This window comes from Microbacterium sp. (genome assembly GCF_047972865.1).
Lineage (GTDB): Bacteria > Actinomycetota > Actinomycetes > Actinomycetales > Microbacteriaceae > Microbacterium.
Window position 1 is genome coordinate 1 of sequence record NZ_JBKEAY010000164.1, and the last position, 17,184, is coordinate 17,184.

The 17,184-nt window shown below is 67.1% G+C and carries 16 protein-coding genes; 11 read left to right on the forward strand and 5 right to left on the reverse strand.

What is annotated here, in order from left to right; genetic code table 11:
* From ACK5KK_RS10110 to ACK5KK_RS10120, 3 genes are all read left to right on the forward strand, one after another.
* A partial coding sequence (locus ACK5KK_RS10110) for a GTP-binding protein (protein ID WP_416889958.1) occupies positions 1-1,115 on the forward strand: 1,115 nt, incomplete at its 5' end.
* Positions 1,112-2,314, forward strand: coding sequence for an AAA family ATPase (locus tag ACK5KK_RS10115; RefSeq protein WP_416889959.1), 1,203 nt, complete (start codon positions 1,112-1,114; stop codon positions 2,312-2,314). The genes ACK5KK_RS10110 and ACK5KK_RS10115, both read left to right, overlap by 4 nt.
* The gene (locus ACK5KK_RS10120; RefSeq protein WP_416889960.1) at positions 2,311-3,639 is read left to right on the forward strand and encodes a vWA domain-containing protein; all 1,329 of its coding nucleotides are present in this window, start codon (positions 2,311-2,313) and stop codon (positions 3,637-3,639) included. The genes ACK5KK_RS10115 and ACK5KK_RS10120 overlap by 4 nt, the downstream gene beginning before the upstream one ends.
* Here ACK5KK_RS10120 and ACK5KK_RS10125 read toward each other — a convergent pair.
* The 4 genes from ACK5KK_RS10125 to ACK5KK_RS10140 all read right to left on the reverse strand — a co-directional run bounded on the left by ACK5KK_RS10125 (position 3,629) and on the right by ACK5KK_RS10140 (position 7,149).
* Positions 3,629-4,651: a CobW family GTP-binding protein gene (locus ACK5KK_RS10125; RefSeq protein WP_416889961.1), complete on the reverse strand. Its 1,023-nt coding sequence runs from the start codon at positions 4,649-4,651 to the stop codon at positions 3,629-3,631. The two genes, ACK5KK_RS10120 and ACK5KK_RS10125, sit on opposite strands and share 11 nt — an antisense overlap.
* Complete coding sequence (locus tag ACK5KK_RS10130) at positions 4,648-4,938, reverse strand: hypothetical protein (RefSeq protein ID WP_416889962.1); 291 nt, start codon at positions 4,936-4,938, stop codon at positions 4,648-4,650. Before ACK5KK_RS10130 ends, ACK5KK_RS10125 begins: the two co-directional genes overlap by 4 nt.
* A gap of 11 nt (positions 4,939-4,949) precedes the next feature.
* Positions 4,950-5,837: a fructose bisphosphate aldolase gene (locus ACK5KK_RS10135; RefSeq protein WP_416889963.1), complete on the reverse strand. Its 888-nt coding sequence runs from the start codon at positions 5,835-5,837 to the stop codon at positions 4,950-4,952.
* A 97-nt stretch (positions 5,838-5,934) separates the two neighbouring features.
* On the reverse strand, positions 5,935-7,149 hold the full coding sequence (locus tag ACK5KK_RS10140) for an ROK family protein (RefSeq protein ID WP_416889964.1): 1,215 nt from the start codon (positions 7,147-7,149) through the stop codon (positions 5,935-5,937).
* A gap of 112 nt (positions 7,150-7,261) precedes the next feature.
* Here ACK5KK_RS10140 and ACK5KK_RS10145 point away from each other — a divergent pair, with 112 nt between their 5' ends.
* The 8 genes from ACK5KK_RS10145 to ACK5KK_RS10180 are packed head-to-tail and all read left to right on the forward strand — an operon-like array spanning position 7,262 to position 16,268.
* On the forward strand, positions 7,262-8,395 hold the full coding sequence (locus ACK5KK_RS10145) for a Gfo/Idh/MocA family protein (RefSeq protein ID WP_416889965.1): 1,134 nt from the start codon (positions 7,262-7,264) through the stop codon (positions 8,393-8,395).
* Positions 8,392-9,879, forward strand: a complete 1,488-nt coding sequence (locus tag ACK5KK_RS10150) for a GMC oxidoreductase (RefSeq protein ID WP_416889966.1) — start codon at positions 8,392-8,394, stop codon at positions 9,877-9,879. Before ACK5KK_RS10145 ends, ACK5KK_RS10150 begins: the two co-directional genes overlap by 4 nt.
* A gap of 53 nt (positions 9,880-9,932) precedes the next feature.
* A complete protein-coding gene (locus tag ACK5KK_RS10155) occupies positions 9,933-11,246 on the forward strand; it encodes a sugar ABC transporter substrate-binding protein (protein WP_416889967.1) in 1,314 nt (437 codons plus the stop codon).
* A gap of 10 nt (positions 11,247-11,256) precedes the next feature.
* Entirely contained in the window at positions 11,257-12,216 is a 960-nt protein-coding gene (locus ACK5KK_RS10160; RefSeq protein ID WP_416889968.1) for a carbohydrate ABC transporter permease, read from the forward strand.
* Positions 12,217-12,254: 38 nt separating this feature from the next.
* Positions 12,255-13,040 carry a carbohydrate ABC transporter permease gene (locus ACK5KK_RS10165; protein WP_416889969.1) on the forward strand — a complete coding sequence of 262 codons (786 nt, stop codon included), beginning with the start codon at positions 12,255-12,257 and terminating at the stop codon, positions 13,038-13,040.
* A gap of 19 nt (positions 13,041-13,059) precedes the next feature.
* A complete protein-coding gene (locus ACK5KK_RS10170) occupies positions 13,060-14,013 on the forward strand; it encodes a sugar phosphate isomerase/epimerase family protein (RefSeq protein ID WP_416889970.1) in 954 nt (317 codons plus the stop codon).
* A gap of 13 nt (positions 14,014-14,026) precedes the next feature.
* The gene (locus tag ACK5KK_RS10175) at positions 14,027-15,232 is read left to right on the forward strand and encodes an MFS transporter (protein ID WP_416889971.1); all 1,206 of its coding nucleotides are present in this window, start codon (positions 14,027-14,029) and stop codon (positions 15,230-15,232) included.
* 16 nt (positions 15,233-15,248) lie between these two features.
* Positions 15,249-16,268, forward strand: a complete 1,020-nt coding sequence (locus ACK5KK_RS10180) for a sugar phosphate isomerase/epimerase family protein (RefSeq protein WP_416889972.1) — start codon at positions 15,249-15,251, stop codon at positions 16,266-16,268.
* A 17-nt stretch (positions 16,269-16,285) separates the two neighbouring features.
* Here ACK5KK_RS10180 and ACK5KK_RS10185 read toward each other — a convergent pair whose 3' ends face one another.
* Complete coding sequence (locus tag ACK5KK_RS10185) at positions 16,286-17,089, reverse strand: SDR family NAD(P)-dependent oxidoreductase (protein ID WP_416889973.1); 804 nt, start codon at positions 17,087-17,089, stop codon at positions 16,286-16,288.
* Positions 17,090-17,184: the final 95 nt, after the last annotated feature.

Consider the following 17,184-nt stretch of genomic DNA (forward strand, 5'->3'; position numbering starts at 1 on the left):
TCGACTCCCGTCTCGTGGACGGGCCACTTCAGCTTGCGCGCGTTCCCGAAAAGCTGGTCGAGATGAGCAACGGATGCATCTGCTGCACCCTGCGCGAAGACCTGCTGGTGTCGGTCGCCGAACTCGCCCGTGAAGGGCGCTTCGACACGATCCTCATCGAATCGACCGGCATCTCCGAACCGATGCCGGTCGCCGCGACCTTCGACCTCGACCTCGAGGCCGGGCGCACGCTCTCTCGGTTGGCGACACTCGACACCATGGTGAGCATGGTGGACGCCGCGAGCTTTCTCGACACGCTCGACAGCGCCAAGACACTCGCCCAGGCCGGCATCGGCGTGAACGAAGTCGACAATCGCAGCATCGCCGACCTGTTGATCGACCAGGTCGAGTTCGCCGACGTGATCGTCGTGAACAAGGCCGATCTGGTCGACAGTGCAGACCTCGATGCGTTGTGCGCATTCCTGCGCAAACTGAATCCGCGCGCGCGCCAGCTCACGACCACCTTCGGGCACGTCGAGCTGGGGGAGGTCCTCGACACCGGTCTGTTCGACCACGCCCTGGCCGAACAGGATCCGGGCTGGCAGCAAGAGTTGGACGGGCAGACCCACACGCCCGAGACACTCGAGTACGGCATCGGATCCACTGTCTTCCGCTCGCCCCGCCCGTTCCATCCGATCCGGCTCGCCCAGGCCATCGGCACACCGTGGCCCGGGCTGCACCGCGCGAAGGGCTTCTTCTGGCTCGCCAGCGCGCCGGGAGTGGTGGGGCTGTGGTCGCAAGCGGGCGTGAACGCGAGGTTCGAGCCGATCGCCCGCTGGAGCCAGTTCGACGACGCTCCGGCGCAGGAGTTGGTCTTCATCGGCGTCGGGCTCGACCCCGATGATGTCAACCGACGTCTGGAACGCGCCGTGCTCACCGACGAGGAGCTCGCGCTCGGGCCGGAAGGCTGGTCCCGTTGGCAGGACCCGTTCGCCGGCTGGACGCGGGGCGGGATCGGATTCCATGTTCGTCGCCCCGGCGCGCCTCAGTCGGTGGGAACGCCCTCACACAGCGGACACGCCCGGAGCCGACACGCGCACTCCCACCCCCACGTGCCCGCGGGGCACGCCCGATGAGCGCGACAGCGACACTGGCCGCACCGCGGGAAACGAATGCCGCGGCACCGGGGTTCTGGGACACCCAAGCGCGCGACCTTGGCGACGCCTTTCCCGGGCGCGCCGAACAGATCCTCGCGATGCAACTCGCCGTGCTCGCCGGTGAGCACATCTTCCTGCTGGGTCCTCCCGGCACCGGGAAGACCACGCTGGTCCGCGCCTTCGCCGCATCGTTGGAGGGGCGTCTGTTCGAGCAGAGCCTGTCGCGAACGAGGTCGGACGCCGCTGTTCTCGGCCCCCTCGACATCCCACGGCTGCGCGATCACGGCGCCTATCGCCGGACGATCGAGGGGTACCTGCTGGACTGCGAATGGACCTTTCTCGACGAGATCGGGCACATCGCACCCGAACTCGGGCACGACCTGCTCGCCGCCCTCAGCGATCGCATACGCCACGAAGTGGACGGGGGTCGCAGCATCCACCCCATTCCGCTTCGCACCGCGTTCACCGCAGGCAACGACATTCCGGGCCAAGACGGCTCCGACGACGCTCGCGCACTGTGGGATCGGCTGCTGGTGCGGGTCCCGGTGGACTATCTGCGGCGCGCGGATGCCGCAACGCTGCTCGCACAGCACGATTCAGCTGACGCACCGGCGGTGTCCTCACGCCGCCTCACCCTCGCCGAACTCGAACGGGACCAGGCGGCTGTCCGATGCGTCGGCGTCGACGACGACCTCCGGGAGCGGATCCTCGATCTTCGAGAACAGCTGCGAGACGACGGGATGGTCTTCTCTGATCGCCGCTGGCGCACGTCACTGCGCGTGGTGCGTGCGCATGCCTGGTTGCGGGGTCGGGATCGTGCGGCACGCATGGACCTGACGGCGCTGCGCTTCACACTGTGGGACGATCCAGAACGTCGTGGCGTGGCGGTGCGGCGGATTGCGCTCGCCAGCGACCCGACCCTTGCGGCCCGACTCGATCTGGTCGACCGAGCGCGCCTGCTGACGGACGTGTGTCGGGCGCGGAGCGGCGAGGATGGGCCCACGCGCGAGACCTGGGCGCGTGAAGCCCGTCGTAAGCACCGCGCCCTCGCCGAGGCCGCTGCAGATCTGCGCGACGCCGACGCCGACATCGTCGAGTCGCACGAGGACGCTGCCGAGGCGCTGGCCGCAGCCGCCCTCGCCATCACGCAACTGGTCGCGGGCGACGGGCCGCGGTGACCGACGCCGCCATCTCGCTCCTGGAGGAGGACTGGCTCGCAGACGAGCTCTGGGAGCAGCACGGCGCCGACCTCGCACAAGCCGTCGCGGGCCTGGTCGGGCTCGAGGCGGCTGAGGTTGCCGCAGTTGCACGCGACGTTTTCGCTTTGCTGCTGCTGGCCGGGCCGCGCATCGACCCGTACGGCCGCGAGCACGCACCGCGCCGCTCGCGCGTGCTGGAGCGATTCATCGAGGATCGTCGTACCCGTGCTCTGCGCTCACTCACGGTCGGTGACGAGCACGCCTGCAGGCAATGGACACCCGCGGTCGCCGCGTCTGTGCTGCCCCTGTTCGCCGATGTCCCCGAACGCGAAGCCGTCCGTGCCCCCGACGACAGCGACGCCGAGGGTGCTGCCGAAGGTGCGTTCTCGTCGTTCTGCCTCGGCGAAGGGCAGGACCGTCCCGCCCCCGACGACGCGGCCACCACCGCGACGAAACGAAGCCACGGACGCGAGGAGCTGTTCGCCGCACTCATCGACGCGGACGGAGTGGACGGGTTGCGGCGCCTGGTCGCGACCTGTCGTCACGGACTGGCCGCGCACAATGGCTTGACCACCCCGGATCGTCGAGCGCGGGTCGAGAAGGACCGCACCCGCGACCTTGCACGCGTCGAGGCGGACGTCTGGTCGGCGCTGGCCGACCCCAGCAGCGAAGCCCTCCTCTGGGATGCCTGGAACCGCGGCGGACTGCGAGCCCGCGAAAGGAAGAGGACTCCGGCAGCACCGCTGATCATCGCGGTCGACGAGTCGGGATCGATGCAACTGCTGCTCGATGGGCAGCACACCAGGCGCACGTGGTCGATGGCGACCGTGCTGGCATGCACGGAGGTGGCCCACGCCGACGGCGCCGACCTCATCTACATCGGGTTCGGCGGCACCGGCCAGGCCTGGACCCGCACCGTGCCGGCGACAGACCGGCATGGTGCGCGACGAGCGCTCATCGACATCCTCTCGCACTACTACGGTGGCGGGACCTCGCTGGAGACGCCGGTCACCGAGCTGATTCGCCTGCTGTCGCTGCCTGCGACCGCGGGAGGGCGCGCGCTCATCGTCAGCGACGGCGAGGGGGTGTTCGACACGCCTGCACTGGCGACCGCGCTGCGGGTGGCGGCGGAACGCGCGCGGGTGGGATGCTGGGGCATCCGGATCGGCGGCGATGCCGAGACCCCGCTGCACGACCTTTGCGACAGCGTCGCGCGGCTGGAAGACTTCGCGCAGCTCTCGCTCACCGAGCGGTTCCCGACGCTCACCAGCGGTGCGGGCGCGGCCTCACGCCTCAGTCGCTGAGGCGACGGTATCGGTGCAGCCGTCGAAGGCCCGGTGCGTCGGGTTGCGTGGCCTGAGCACCGACCACCGCATCCAGCCTGGCCCGCGCTGTCACGGTATCCAACTGCGCGCCGATCGTGACCAGTTCACCGACATGCGGCGGCGCGGGCAGCGGCGCAACGTGGATCATCCGACCGACCAGGCTGACCACGAAGCCCCGCTCCTCGCGGGCGCCCCTCACCCGAACCCGACCCTTGAGTCGATACGTACCGGTGGGCGGTTGCTCAAGCAGATCGATCAGGGCGCCGGGCGCAACCGGCTGCCGCAACACCACCGAGGCCGCGTGCGCGTGCTCGTGGTGGTGCGCGCCCCGCGTGTCGGGTTCGTCACGGAGCAACTGCGCGATGGGCAGCTCGTCGACCGGGTCCGGGTGTCCGGCCACATCGAACACCAGCGCGGGGTCCACGGCACCAAAGCGGGCCGTGACCACGGACACGTCCGGATTGCGCTCCCGCACGCGCGCCGTGATCCGCCGCAGCATCGATTCACGTTCTGTCTCGGGGAGTAGATCCGCCTTGTTGATGACCGCCAGTGTGGCCACGGCATAGCGAGCGGGCGGCTGCGGCCAGCAATCGACTGTCTCGAAGTGCTGCACTGCGTCGATCACCTCGATGATCCCTCCCGGCCGAATGCGCTCAACACCGCTGAACCGGATGAGGCGGGCGAGTACGATCGGATCGGCCACCCCACTGGCCTCGATGAGGATCGCATCAAGGCGCAACCGCTCGTGCGACAACCGCTGCAGCGCGTCGTCGAGTCCGCCGGCGTCCTCCAAACAGCACAGACACCCGCCGGCGATGCCCGCGACATCGTCGATCTGCCCGCTGACCAGCCCAGCGTCGACGTTCACATCGCCGAAGTCGTTGACGATCACGCCGATCCGCGCCGCGGGCGTTCGCAGCAAATGGTTGAGCAGGCTCGTCTTGCCTGCCCCCAAATAGCCGCTCAAGACGACGACGGGTACCCGGGTCATCGCGGCGTGCCGGCAACGGGATGCTGCAGTTGCTCGACTTTCGCCCCGAGATGCTCGACGACGGCGAGTTCGCTGCGACCGGTCGCCGCAGCAAGGTCGATGGCGAGGAGTCTCGCGACCGTCGCCAACCCGATCACGATGTCGGGAAGATCCGTTTCTCGCTGCAGTGCGACCCGCAACTTCTCTTCCGGCTCGTCTCTTGCGTCGGCCCACGCCTCGACGATGCGCAGACCGACGCGAATGCCGCGATACTGCTCCGCCGAGACCCAGCCGTCCTCCGTTGCCATCTTGTCCTCCGCTATGTGATCGACGCCCGGTAGATCGCATCGATCGACGCGTCTAGAGTGCGGTCGAAGTCCTCGTCGCTCTGCTGGGCGGTCAACCCGTCCAGGAGCGCACGGCTGAAACTCGCGATGAGTCCGGGGTTGCGCGCGAGCCGCTCGTTCGCGTCGGCGCGTTCGTACCCGCCCGACAACGCCACGACTCGCGCGACGTTCGGGTGTGCGATGAGGTCACCGTAGAAGCCGTCGACCGACGGGATCGTGACTTTGATGCCGACCTTGCGGTCACCGATTGCGCTGAGTCCCTCAAACAACGCGGCTTTCAGCAGCGCCTCCGCCTCGGCTTTGTCAGGTGCGCCGATGCTGACCTCCGGTTCAAGGATCGGTAAGAGTCCTGCAGCCAGGACGCGCCGGCCGACGGCGAACTGCTGCTCGACGACCCGAGCGATCCCGGCCGGGTCGGCCCCATGGATCACCGAGCGCGCTTTGGTGCCGAACACGCCGCGGGCTGCTGCTCGAGCGAGCGTGTCATCCAGCTCGGGGATCGCTTTCATGAGTTGGACGGCGTCCTCCTCGTCCTGGAGACCCTTGTCGATCTTCAGGAACGGCAGGATCCCTTTCGCCGACCACAGGAATTCCGTCACACTACGGCCGTCGATCTCGCGATCGAGCGTGCCCTCGAACAGGATCGCCCCGAGTATCCGATCGCTGGTGAATGCGGGGCTCCTCATGATCCGCGCCCGAGCCTCCTGGATCACGTCGAACATCTCCGCTTCCGACGAGTACTGCGAGTCGTCGACACCGTACGCGCGCAACGCCTTTGGCGTGCTGCCCCCGCTCTGATCGAGAGCGGCGAGGAACCCCCGCCCGGTTTCGAATCGGGCGAGCTGCTGTGTGTCAGGCATGGGTGACTCCTGGAGATTCTCGGATGGGCCACCAGCTTATTGAGATATGTTCTCAATAGCGAGGCCGACCGGACCTCTCAGCCCGTATCCGGCGATGTCAGCCCAGCTGCGCCGCCCGCTCACCTCGCCGAAGCGTGTGAAAAGCGCCGATATGGTGCGGGTCGAGGATGTGCTGGGCGACAAGGATCGCCGCTCCGTGCGCGCCCGCGGTACTTCCGCCCTTTGTCTGCACGATATCGAGGTGTTGCGTCGCCAACGGAAGCGACTTCTGATAGACCACTTCACGGACTCCGGCCAACAAATGCTCCCCCGCACGACCGATCCGCCCGCCGATGACGAGCACCGAAGGATTGAGTACGTTGACGACCATGGCCAGCACGGCGCCGACCGCACGGCCGGCTTCCCTCGTGGCAGCGATGGCCCGACGATCTCCCGCCCGCACGAGGTCGACCACATCGCCGCTGCTCACCGCGTCGAGCCCTTGTTCACGCAACGTGCGCGCGATGGATGCCCCGTTCGCGATGCTCTCCAAGTCACCCCCGTCGGCAGGGCGGGTGACCCCGGCCGTCTCCGGCACACTCAGATGCCCGATGTCCCCGGCCGAGCCGCGCGCGCCGCGCTGAAGGACGCCGCCAGCGACGATTCCCGCTCCGATTCCCGTCGCGACCTTGACGTAGATGAGGTCGGATACTCCAGGCCAGCTGCGCGTGTGTTCACCGAGGGCGAGGATGTTGACGTCGTTATCGACGAACACCCGTACCCCGTACCGATCCCGGACGTAACGAGGAATATCGAAGCCGTCCCATCCAGGCATGATCGGTGGGTTCGTCACGCAGCCTCGTGTCTGATCGACGGGACCGGGCACGCCGATCCCTACCCCGACGAGTGAGGCGGCGGACTGCGGCGCGCCTGCCAGCAGCGTGTCGGCGCGGTCCATGACCTCGTCCAGAACGGGTTCTGGCCCGCGCCCGATATCAAGTGGATGCGCATCGGCGGCGAGCACCGTGCCCGACAGATCTGCCAGCCCAACCGTGACATGAGTCGCGCCAAGGTCGAGCGCGAGGATGAACCCGGCCCGAGGGTTAAACGCGATGCGAGCGGGAGGCCGTCCACCCGTGGAAGCCCCCTCACCGGCGGGCATCGCAAGCCCACTCGACAGGAGCGCATCAACGCGGAGCGACACTGTGGAGCGCGCCAACCCGGTCGCGGCGACCAGTTCCGCCTTGGTGAAGGCGCGGCCGGCGCGGAGGATCTGGAAGATCTCGCCGGCTCCGGGCGCCGAAAGACCCGCGGCCCGCGTCACCTCCGTCATAACCGTTAGTCAACCACACGGCTTCTTGACCAAGCCCGTCGCTATCAAACGCTGGCGAACGATCTTCTGCTCATATTTGTTGTAAGTATGTCGATCGTGGTTTAATGTGCCTATGACAACGGACGTCACATCGCAGGCCCCTGCCCCCCTACGCGCCGGCGTCATCGGGGGAGGCTTCATGGGCGTCGTCCACAGCCGCGCGATTCGCGCTTCTCTGGCCCGCACGGTCGCCATCGCCACCTCCACCCCCGAACGGTCTTCACTCGCCGCAGCCGGACTCGGATTCGAACGACCCGCAGGCAACGCGACGGAACTGACCGAAGATCCTGAGATCGATGTCGTACACGTGTGCACCCCGAACTCGTCTCATGCCGCCCTGGCCACCGCCGCGCTGGCGGCGGGCAAACATGTGGTGTGCGAGAAGCCCATCGCGACCAGTGTGTCCGAGGCGACCGAACTCGTCAGCGCGGCCGACGCGGCCGGCCGGATCGGCGCGGTGCCCTTCGTCTACCGCTACCACCCGATGGTTCGCGAAGCGCGCGCCCGGATCGCTCGAGGCGACATCGGCGCCCTGCTCTCGCTGGACTGCGGATACCTGCAGGACTGGATGTTGGAGTCCTCCGACGACGACTGGCGCGCCGGCTCCGAAGACGGCGGTCCTTCGCGTGCGTTCGCCGATATCGGATCGCACCTGTGCGACCTCGTGGAGTTCGTTACCGGCGAGAGAATCATCCGACTGAGTGCGCGCACCCGGCGTGTATTCGAACAACGGGCAAGGCGCCACGTGGTCAACGAAGACATCGTGGCGCTCCTGGTCGAACTGGAATCGGGAGCTGTGGGCACACTGCTGATCTCGCAGATGGCCGCGGGACGCAAGAACGCCGTCACACTCGAGGTGCACGGCAGCCGCCAGAGTGTGCGGTTCGATCAGGAGCATCCGGAGCAGCTGTGGATCGGCGCCCGCACCGCGTCGCAGCTGATTCTGCGCGATCCCTCCGTCGACGCCCCCGATTCCGCACGATTGCAGAGCATTCCCGCTGGGCACCCCACCGGGTACCAGGACGCCTTCACCGCTTTCGTCTCCGATGTCTACTCGGCCATCGCTGGACACACACCCAACGGACTGCCCACCTTTCGTGATGGCCTCCGTGCCGTCGAGCTCACCGAATCCGTCCTCACCTCCGCCCGCTCCGGCGCATGGGTCGACACGACACCGGGCTTCGCATCAACGAAGGAGACATCGTGACCGAAACGTTCGACCTCGTCATCGTGGGCAGCGGAATCAACGGTGCAATCGTCGCCCACCAGGCCCGCACGGCAGCACCGGGGGCGTCGATCCTCGTCCTCGAAGCCGGTGGCCCGATCAGTGGCCAGGGCGGAGAACACCTCGTCGAGGCCTCCGAAGACACCCTGCGCGAGGCATATGACCTACTGATGCGACGCGCCCGACAGATCGAGTACGTGGCCGGAGCGGTCTCGATGACCGAGGTCGACGGGGATTCATGGAGCCCCGACGCTACCGGCGTGTTCCCGGCCGCGTTCCTTGGTCACAATTTCGCGCAGTTCCCGGGTGCATCGTTCGGGTGGAACGTCGGGGGCATGGGCGTGCACTGGACGGCGGCCTGCCCCTGGCCCTTCGCCACTGAGGTCCCCGACGTCGCCGCCGACGCCGAGTGGAGTGACCTGCTGTCTATCGCGCGCCGCCTGTTGCGCGTCAATCCGCAGCCCTTCGAAACGAGCGCATTCACCGAACCCGTCATCGCGGCGCTGCGGCAGGCCGCGCCTGCCGATCAGCGCGATCGACAGGCCCAACTGATGCCGATGGCCGGCGTTGCCCGCCCCGGCGGCGGGCCGTTCATGCGCACCGGTCCGCGTGACATCGCCCCGTTCGTGTTCGACGGTTCGCTCCCTCACATCACCCTCCGCGCGGGCACAATGGTCACCCGCCTCCTCCATCGAGGCGGCACCGTCACGGGCCTGGCTGTGCGCAGCCTCGCCGACGGCGCCGAGCACGAGATCGGCGCCCGCACAGTCGTCGTCGCCGGCGACACGTTGCGCACGCCGCAGTTGCTCTGGGCTTCCGGTATCCGCCCGGACGCCCTGGGGTTGCGATTGAACGAGCACGCGTCCATCGACGGCAACGCGGTCGTCGATGTCGCCCGATTCGGGCTCAGCCCCGCCGACGTACCGCAAGCGCCCGCCGACGAGCCGTTCACCGGCGCGTACTGGAGCCCCTCGACTCCGGAACGTCAGACCCATGGCCAGCTCATGGAACGAGTCACGGAAGAGGGCTTCTGCATCGGAATGGGCTGGTACTCGCCGACCGAGATCCGCCCCGAGAACAGAATCGAGTTCTCCGACACCATGACCGACGCCCTGGGAATGCCGCACATGACCGTGCACTTCTCGTATTCGGATCTCGATCTCGAGAAGATCGAGATCGCCCGTGCCACACAGCTGCAGGCAGGGTCCAGCGTCGGCGACTTCACCCCCGGAGACTCGGACACCCTTCCCGCCGGCGCCTCTTTGCACTACACCGGCACGGTCCGGGCCGGTCGGGTCGACGACGGCGCCAGTGTCTGCGACAGCACCGGCAAGGTCTGGGGGTTCGGCAACCTCTACGTCGCAGGAAACGGCGTCGTGCCCACCGCACTGACCTGCAACTCGACCCTCACCGGAGCGGCGCTGGCGGTGCGCACCGGCCGTGCTGCCGCCGCTCGCGCGCAGTAGCGCTCACGGACTCCATCCCTTCCCACCACCACACAACAAAGGAGTTGAAAGCCATGCGTGGCTCGATAACGAAACGGAGCCGGGCACTTCTGCTCGGCGCGGCGACGCTGACCTCAGCGGCGCTGATTCTGACCGGATGCGGCCGAGCGGAGACGGGCGCTGACACCGTGCCCAGCGGCTCCACCTCCGTCGATGCGTCCCCGGCGACGGGGACCGTCGAACTGTGGACCCAGGGTGCCGACGGTGCCAAGCTTCCGGAGATGTTCACGGAGTTCGCCGCATCCAACCCCGACGTCACCATCAACATGACAGAGGTTCCCGCGGAGGAGTTCGCGTCGAAGATGACCGCAGCCGTCGCGGCCGGCACCGTTCCTGACCTGGTGTACATCTTCACCGAAAGCCAGCCGGGTCTGCTCAATACGGGCGGGTTCGACCCCGTGCCCGACGGGCTGGTGGACTCCGCGGACTTCTTCGAGAGCATGTGGAACGTCTCGATCGTCGACGGCACTCAGTACGGTGTGCCGTGGTATTCGTACACGCGGGGCGCGCTCTACCGCACCGACTTGGCCCAGTCCGCCGGGGCGCAGATCCCCACAGACTGGGACAGCCTGGAAGCGTATGCCAAGAAGATGCAGGACTCTGGCGTCGCGACCCCGCTCGCACTCACGGTCAGCTACGACATCTATACGGCCTGGCAGCTCGAGGTGTACGCGCGCGCGAACGGCGGTGGGATGGTCTCTGACGACCTGTCCGAGTGGACCATCAACTCCCCCGAGAACGTCGCCGCGCTCGAGTTCTGGGCGAGCCTGATTCAGAATGGCTACGCCTCCGCCGATGGTCCCGGGTTCCTCGACACCGTCCCCTGGTTCACGCAGGGCACGGTGTCCGGGATCCCCGACGGCGGGCCCTGGTTCTACCAGTGGATCACCGACGCCGAGGATGCGGCGTGGACGGAAGAGAACGTGACCTTCACCACGGCGCCGGCCGGCCCCGGCGGTGGCAAGGCGGTCGCCCTCGGCGGCGGAAGCTGGTTCGTGCCTTCCGAAGGCAAGAACAAGGACGCCGCATGGAAATTCGTGCGGTTCATGTCTGAACCCGAATCCCAGGTGATGTGGTTCAAAGTGTTCGGGAACATGCCCGCGGTCGAGGCCGCGTGGGACGATCCCGCCCTCCAGGAAGGGCCGGTCCTTGCCGCCGTGCGTGAGGGTCTGGACTATGGCGTCACCACCCCGAACGTGGCGACGTGGGGTGAGGTGGGCCAGATCATCGGTGAGCAGATCGAGCGGGTCGCCCGCGGCACCGCCTCCGCGCAGGAAGCCCTGGATGCGGCCCAGCAGCAGGCCGAAGCCATCGGCGTGGGACGCTGACGGAACGACCGTGGCCTCCCTCACCACCCCCACCGCCGAGGGGACGCCCGTTCGGCGTTCCCTCGGCGGGAAGCCACCAGCCGCCCGAGGCCGGCAGGCCTCGCGCGCTGAGGCCGTCGCCGGCTGGGCGTTCCTGCTCCCATTTCTGACGATCTTCTTGCTGTTCATCGCGATCCCCGCGGTCTTCGCGCTCAGCACGAGCTTCACCGACATGACCTCGCGGGACATCCGAAACCCGTTCGCCGTCGATTTCGTTGGATTCGACACGTTCGCCACGGTGCTGTCGAACCCGAGTTTCCATCGCGCGATCGGCAACACGATCGGCTTCGTCCTGCTCTGCGTCCCCCTCAGCATCGTCTGCGGACTCGCACTCGCCCTCATGCTCGATCGCGGAATCCGCCGACTGCGCACGTTCTTCCGTGCTGCGGTGTACGTACCGGTGATCACGAACATCGTCGCTGCTGCGGTGATCTGGCAGTACGCGTTCTCTCTGACCGGCCCCGTCAACGCCACCCTGGAAGACCTCGGCCTGGCGGGTCCGAACTGGCTGGGCGACCCGGGTTGGGCGTTCACCACGGTCGTCATGATGGGGATCTGGCGCAACGTCGGGACGTGCATGGTGCTGTTCCTGGCGGGGCTGCAGGCCGTGCCCGAAGAGGTCTACGAAGCCGCCGCGACCGACGGCTCTGGCCGCATCCGCACGCTTTGGTCCATCACTCTGCCGCTGCTGCGGCCGACGACGCTGCTGGTGAGCGTACTCATGACGGTGTCGTTCTTGAACATCTTCGAGGAGCCCTACCTGCTCACTCGCGGCGGTCCGCTCAGCGCGACCGAGTCGACCGCGCTGTGGGTCTATGACCAGTTCGCCTTCGGGAACGTCTCCTCGTCGATGGCCGCCTCCGTCATCCTCCTCGTCTTCGTCGCGATCGTCGCGATCATGCAGTTCAGATTGCTGAGGCCGAAGCATTGAAGCACTCATCGCCCGTCCGTCGGGCAGCCCTGTATGCAGTGCTGTCGATCATCGTCATCGTCATGCTGCTGCCGTTCGTCTGGGTCTTCTTCGGCTCGTTCAAGACCCAGGCCGAGTTCCTCTCCGACCCGGGAGCCTGGTTCCCCGCAGCGTTCCAGGTCAACAACTACATCGACCTGTTCACCGACCGCGGCTTCGGCAGCTACATGGTCAACAGTGCGATCGTGTCGACGATGGCGGTCCTGGCGAACCTGCTGTTCAGCTCGATGGCCGGCTACGCTCTGGCCAAACTCCGTTTTCCGGGCCGGAGATTCGTGTTCCCCCTGGTCATCATGTCGATGATCGTGCCGTACGTCGCGCTGTTCGTGCCGCAATTCATCATGGTCGTTCAACTCGGTCTGGCTGACACGCTCGTCGCGATCGCGCTGCCGATCCTCGTCATGCCTCTGTGCGTGTTCATCATGCGGCAGTTCGCGCATTCGGTACCGTTCGAATTGCTCGAAGCGGCCCGCATCGACGGTGCCGGGGAGACGCGGTTGTTCTTCCGCATCTTTCTTCCGCTGTCCGGCCCGGGCCTGGCGACCGTGGGGATCTTGTCGTTCCTCGCCTCGTGGAACAACTTCCTCTGGCCGCTCGTGGTCGCACAGTCGCAAAGCACCTACACGGCGCCTGTCGGGCTGGCGGTTGCCTCTCAGGCGTCGAACACGATCGCTTTCGGGCTCCTGCTGGCCGGTGCCGTCGTCGTGCTCCTGCCGGTGCTGATTCTCTTCTTGTTCCTCCAGAAGTACTTCATCCAGGGTGTTGCCACCGCTGGCTTGAAGTGACCCGAGCGATGAAAGGACAATGATGACCCTCAAGAACCTGAAGTTCGCGCTCAACGCGATCCAGTGGATCAACGTCAAGGAGGACCCCGCCGATCCGAACAGCGCGAACCTCTGGCGATACGCCGACCCGCACTTCGTCAACGAGTACCCTGACGTGCTTGCGGAGATCCATGATGCCGGGTTCTCCGCCGCGATGATGGAGGTGCTCGACACGCAAACCCTGCAGAACTATCGCGCGATGCTGGAGGCCTGCGGACTGGAAGCTGCGCCGGGATATCTGCAAGTGCGGCTGCCTTCCGACCACGGTGTTTCGCTGCAACGCGGAAGCTCCGAGTGGATCCATTGGTTCGACCTGGTGCGCCGCCGCGCGGAGGAGTCCAACTTCATGGGGCTGCGGACGGTGTTCCTCGCCGCAGAGGTCGATCAGACGCTCCGCAACCCGCGGATGGGGAAGGCCGCTGCGGTGGGGTGCGACTTCGATCGCGCCAGGCTGGACGAGTGCGTCGAGATGCTGACGGCGGCCGCCGAGGTCCTTCGCGCCGAGGGTATTCACGCCGGGCTGCACAATCATGTCGGCACCTGGGTGGAGACCGAACTCGAGATCGACTACGTGCTCGACAACGTCGATCCAGACCTCCTGGGGGCGTCGTTCGACATCGGTCACCTCGAGTGGGCCGGGATCGACGCGCCGCGGATGATCACGAAGTACGCTGACCGCATCGTGGACCTCCACATCAAAGACCTCGACCTGGCGCTCGCGCGGGAGTCGCGTGAGCACCCGGCACCGTACTTCGACTGGTCCGACCGCGGGCTGTTCCTCGAGCCCGGACTCGGCGAGGTCGATATCGTCGGTGCCCTCCGCGCGCTCCCGGTGGGCTTCGACGGGTGGGTCATCGTAGAAGTCGACCGCGCATCGATGGACCCGTCGGACAGTGCTCGCGTCACGGCCCGATGGGTGGCGGAACTGGACTGAACGAAGACACCGTATGGGTGAGGATCTGAGCGGACCGCGCGCACTGCGACACAGTGCAGGGTACCGGCTGTTGATCGCAGCCAGCGTCGGCAGATTGCCGTACGCCATGAACGTCGTCGGGGTGTTCACCCTTCTCACGGTGACCACCGGCTCGGTCGCGACCGCCTCGCTGGGGTCGGCACTGCTCGGGCTGTCGGTGGCGTTCGGCGCGCCCGCCGTAGGGTGGTTCGCCGATCGCCACGGCGACCGGGCCGCCTTGCTCGTAGCGGTGCCGGTCCACTGCGCAGCACTGATCGCGCTCGTCGCCGGTGCCGCGACGGGTCAGCCATACGCGGTGTTGCTGGCGCTGTGTGCCCTGGCGGGGATGACCACGCCGCAGCTGTCGCCGTTGATGCGCGCACGGTGGGTGGCGCTGCTGCGCAGACGCCCCCAGACGCTGCCGCTGGCGATGGGCTACGAATCGCTCCTCGATGAACTCTCCTTCGCGGTGGGACCCATCATCGTCGGCGCCGCGGCATCCCTCTTCAACCCGGGCGCCGCACTCCTGGCGTCCGCAGCGATCACCTCGGTGTTCGCGACCCTTTTCGCCACCGATCCCGCCCGCACCTCGCCGCGGCCGCGCCGCATCGGCGCGCGAACCGGCCGCTGGGTCAACGCCGAGGTGGTCATCGTCATCGTCGGCATGCTCCTGCTGGGCGCCACGTTCGGCGCGACCCTCGCGATCGTGTCGGCGTACACGCAGCGCGCCGGCATCCCCGCATCGTCGGGCCTGGTGTACGCGAGTATGGCGACGGCGGCAGCGATCGCCTCCATGATCGTCCCTTTTCTCGTTCATCGCACGGCAACCTCTTCGCGGTGGCTGTTCGGTGCCGCGCTCGTGGCCGCCGGTGTGGTGTCCCTGTCGGCCTCAGAGAATCTGACCTCGGTGACGATCGCTCTGGCCGTGACCGGCCTGGGGGTGGGCACGCTCATGGTGACGATCTACTCGATCGTGGGCCGGATCACCCCCTCCGAACGGATGGCCACGATGATGACGGTGCTCGGCGGCGTGACCGGGCTCGGGTCCGCTGGCGCTGTCACGATCGCCGCTCAGTTCGCCGCCGCCGGACCGAGTGGACCCCTCACCATCGCGGCTACGGTCTTCGCAGCGATCGTGGTCGCGATCCCCCTCCTTCGTGTTCTCCTCCGTACCGCACGGCCGGTCTCCTCCCGCCGTTGATTGAAAGGATGCCGACATGTCCGACACCTCCGCACGCAGACCCGTGACCCTCTTCACCGGGCAATGGGCCGACCTGCCTCTCGAAGAAGTGGCGAGGCTGGCGGCCTCATGGGGCTACGACGGTCTCGAGCTCGCGGCCTCGGGAGATCATCTCGATCTGCGACGCGCCGACGAAGATGAGACCTACCTCGCGTCTCGGCGAGAGGTGCTCGATCGCCACGGGCTCCAGCTCCATGCGATCTCACACCACCTCGGCGGCCAGGCGGTGTGCGATGCCCCAATCGATTTTCGCCATCGGGCGATCCTGCGCGATTACGTGTGGGGTGACGGCGACGCCGAGGGTGTGAGACAGCGTGCCGCGGAGGACATGATGCGGGCGGCGCGGGTCGCGCGCAAACTTGGCGTCGACACCGTCGTCGGTTTCACCGGCTCGTCGATCTGGCCCTACGTCGCGCTGTTCCCTCCCGTCCCCGCGGACGTGATCGACGCGGGATACGAGGACTTCGCACGGCGCTGGAATCCGATCCTCGACGTTTTCGACGGTGAAGGTGTACGTTTCGCGCACGAAGTCCATCCCGGTGAGATCGCGTACGACTATTGGACCAGCGTGCGTGCGCTCGACGCGATTGACCATCGCGCAACCTTCGGGTTCAACTGGGATCCGTCCCACATGATGTGGCAGAACATCGACCCGGTGGGTTTCATCTGGGACTTCAGCGACCGCATCTATCATGTCGATTGCAAGGACACCCGGCTGCGGCCGGGAAACGGTCGCTCTGGAGTTCTGGGATCGCACCTGGCGTGGGGCGATCCCCGTCGCGGCTGGGACTTCGTCTCGACAGGGCATGGTGACGTGCCGTGGGAGGACTCGTTCCGTGCGCTGGAAGCGATCGGCTACCGGGGCCCGATCTCCATCGAATGGGAGGATGCCGGCATGGACCGCCTTCACGGCGCCGCGGAAGCGGTTACCTTCGTGAGGTCTCTCCTGTGGAAGACCCCCGACGCATCGTTCGATGCGGCGTTCAGCCACCAGTAGCGCGCCGCGTGCGCTGTTCAATCGGCCGGGCGCGGGACCTTCGCCAGAAGTCCACCGTCAACCGGCACGGCGACGCCCGTCACATAGGCCGCTGCGGCGCTCAGCAAGAACGCGACCACCTCCCCGACCTCTTCCGGCGCGCCCAAACGCCCGAACGGCACCACGCCGCCAAGCGCTGCGACGGCCGCGTCCCCACCCCCGCCGGTCTGCTGATCGATGAGCGTGCGTAGCATGCGGGTGTCCATGAATCCCGGTTCGATGGCATTGACGCGTATCCCGAACCGTGCGCCGGTCACCGCCGCTTCCCGGGTGAGGCCGAGCACGGCGTGCTTCGAGGCGACGTACCCGGGGCCGGATGCGGAGCCCCGCTCGCTCGCAATCGATCCGCTATTGACGATCGCGCCCGACCGCTGATCGCGCATGACCCGCATGACGTGCTTGAGCCCGAGAAAGACCCCGCGCACATTGACGGCCATCACCCGATCGAACTCATCCGTGTCGTACTCGTAAAGGGGCGCGCTCTTCCCCTCGATGCCAGCGTTGTTGTGGAACGCGTCGATGCGCCCGAACCGCGCGATCACCGTCGAGACGTAGCGCTCCACGTCGGACTCCGCGGTGACATCCGCGGGGATGATCTCCACCTCGGTCAGGTTCGCCAGCTCCGCCGCGGCGCGCTCGAGCGCCGGTTCGGACGCGTCCACCAGAGCGATGCTCGCCCCGCGGCGGGCCATCGCCCGCGCAGATGCGAAACCGAGTTCGCCGCCACCTCCCGTCACGACTGCAACGGTTCCGGCCAGTGTCTGCTCGATCTGATCAACCATTCTCATCCTCTCTTGAGAGACTTAAATGATAATCGTTCGCAACAAGTCCAGGTGGGACATCCGTCCGGTTCCCCCCGCGACACCGTCTGGCGGGT

What these genes read in the sequence shown, in the direction of transcription:
- ACK5KK_RS10115 (WP_416889959.1), top strand. Translation starts at nt 1,112, where the DNA reads ATGAGCGCGACAGCGACACTGGCCGCACCGCGGGAAACGAATGCCGCG.
- ACK5KK_RS10125 (WP_416889961.1), bottom strand. Translation starts at nt 4,651, where the DNA reads ATGACCCGGGTACCCGTCGTCGTCTTGAGCGGCTATTTGGGGGCAGGC.
- ACK5KK_RS10130 (WP_416889962.1), bottom strand. Translation starts at nt 4,938, where the DNA reads ATGGCAACGGAGGACGGCTGGGTCTCGGCGGAGCAGTATCGCGGCATT.
- ACK5KK_RS10135 (WP_416889963.1), bottom strand. Translation starts at nt 5,837, where the DNA reads ATGCCTGACACACAGCAGCTCGCCCGATTCGAAACCGGGCGGGGGTTC.
- ACK5KK_RS10140 (WP_416889964.1), bottom strand. Translation starts at nt 7,149, where the DNA reads ATGACGGAGGTGACGCGGGCCGCGGGTCTTTCGGCGCCCGGAGCCGGC.
- ACK5KK_RS10145 (WP_416889965.1), top strand. Translation starts at nt 7,262, where the DNA reads ATGACAACGGACGTCACATCGCAGGCCCCTGCCCCCCTACGCGCCGGC.
- ACK5KK_RS10155 (WP_416889967.1), top strand. Translation starts at nt 9,933, where the DNA reads ATGCGTGGCTCGATAACGAAACGGAGCCGGGCACTTCTGCTCGGCGCG.
- ACK5KK_RS10170 (WP_416889970.1), top strand. Translation starts at nt 13,060, where the DNA reads ATGATGACCCTCAAGAACCTGAAGTTCGCGCTCAACGCGATCCAGTGG.
- ACK5KK_RS10175 (WP_416889971.1), top strand. Translation starts at nt 14,027, where the DNA reads ATGGGTGAGGATCTGAGCGGACCGCGCGCACTGCGACACAGTGCAGGG.
- ACK5KK_RS10180 (WP_416889972.1), top strand. Translation starts at nt 15,249, where the DNA reads ATGTCCGACACCTCCGCACGCAGACCCGTGACCCTCTTCACCGGGCAA.
- ACK5KK_RS10185 (WP_416889973.1), bottom strand. Translation starts at nt 17,089, where the DNA reads ATGGTTGATCAGATCGAGCAGACACTGGCCGGAACCGTTGCAGTCGTG.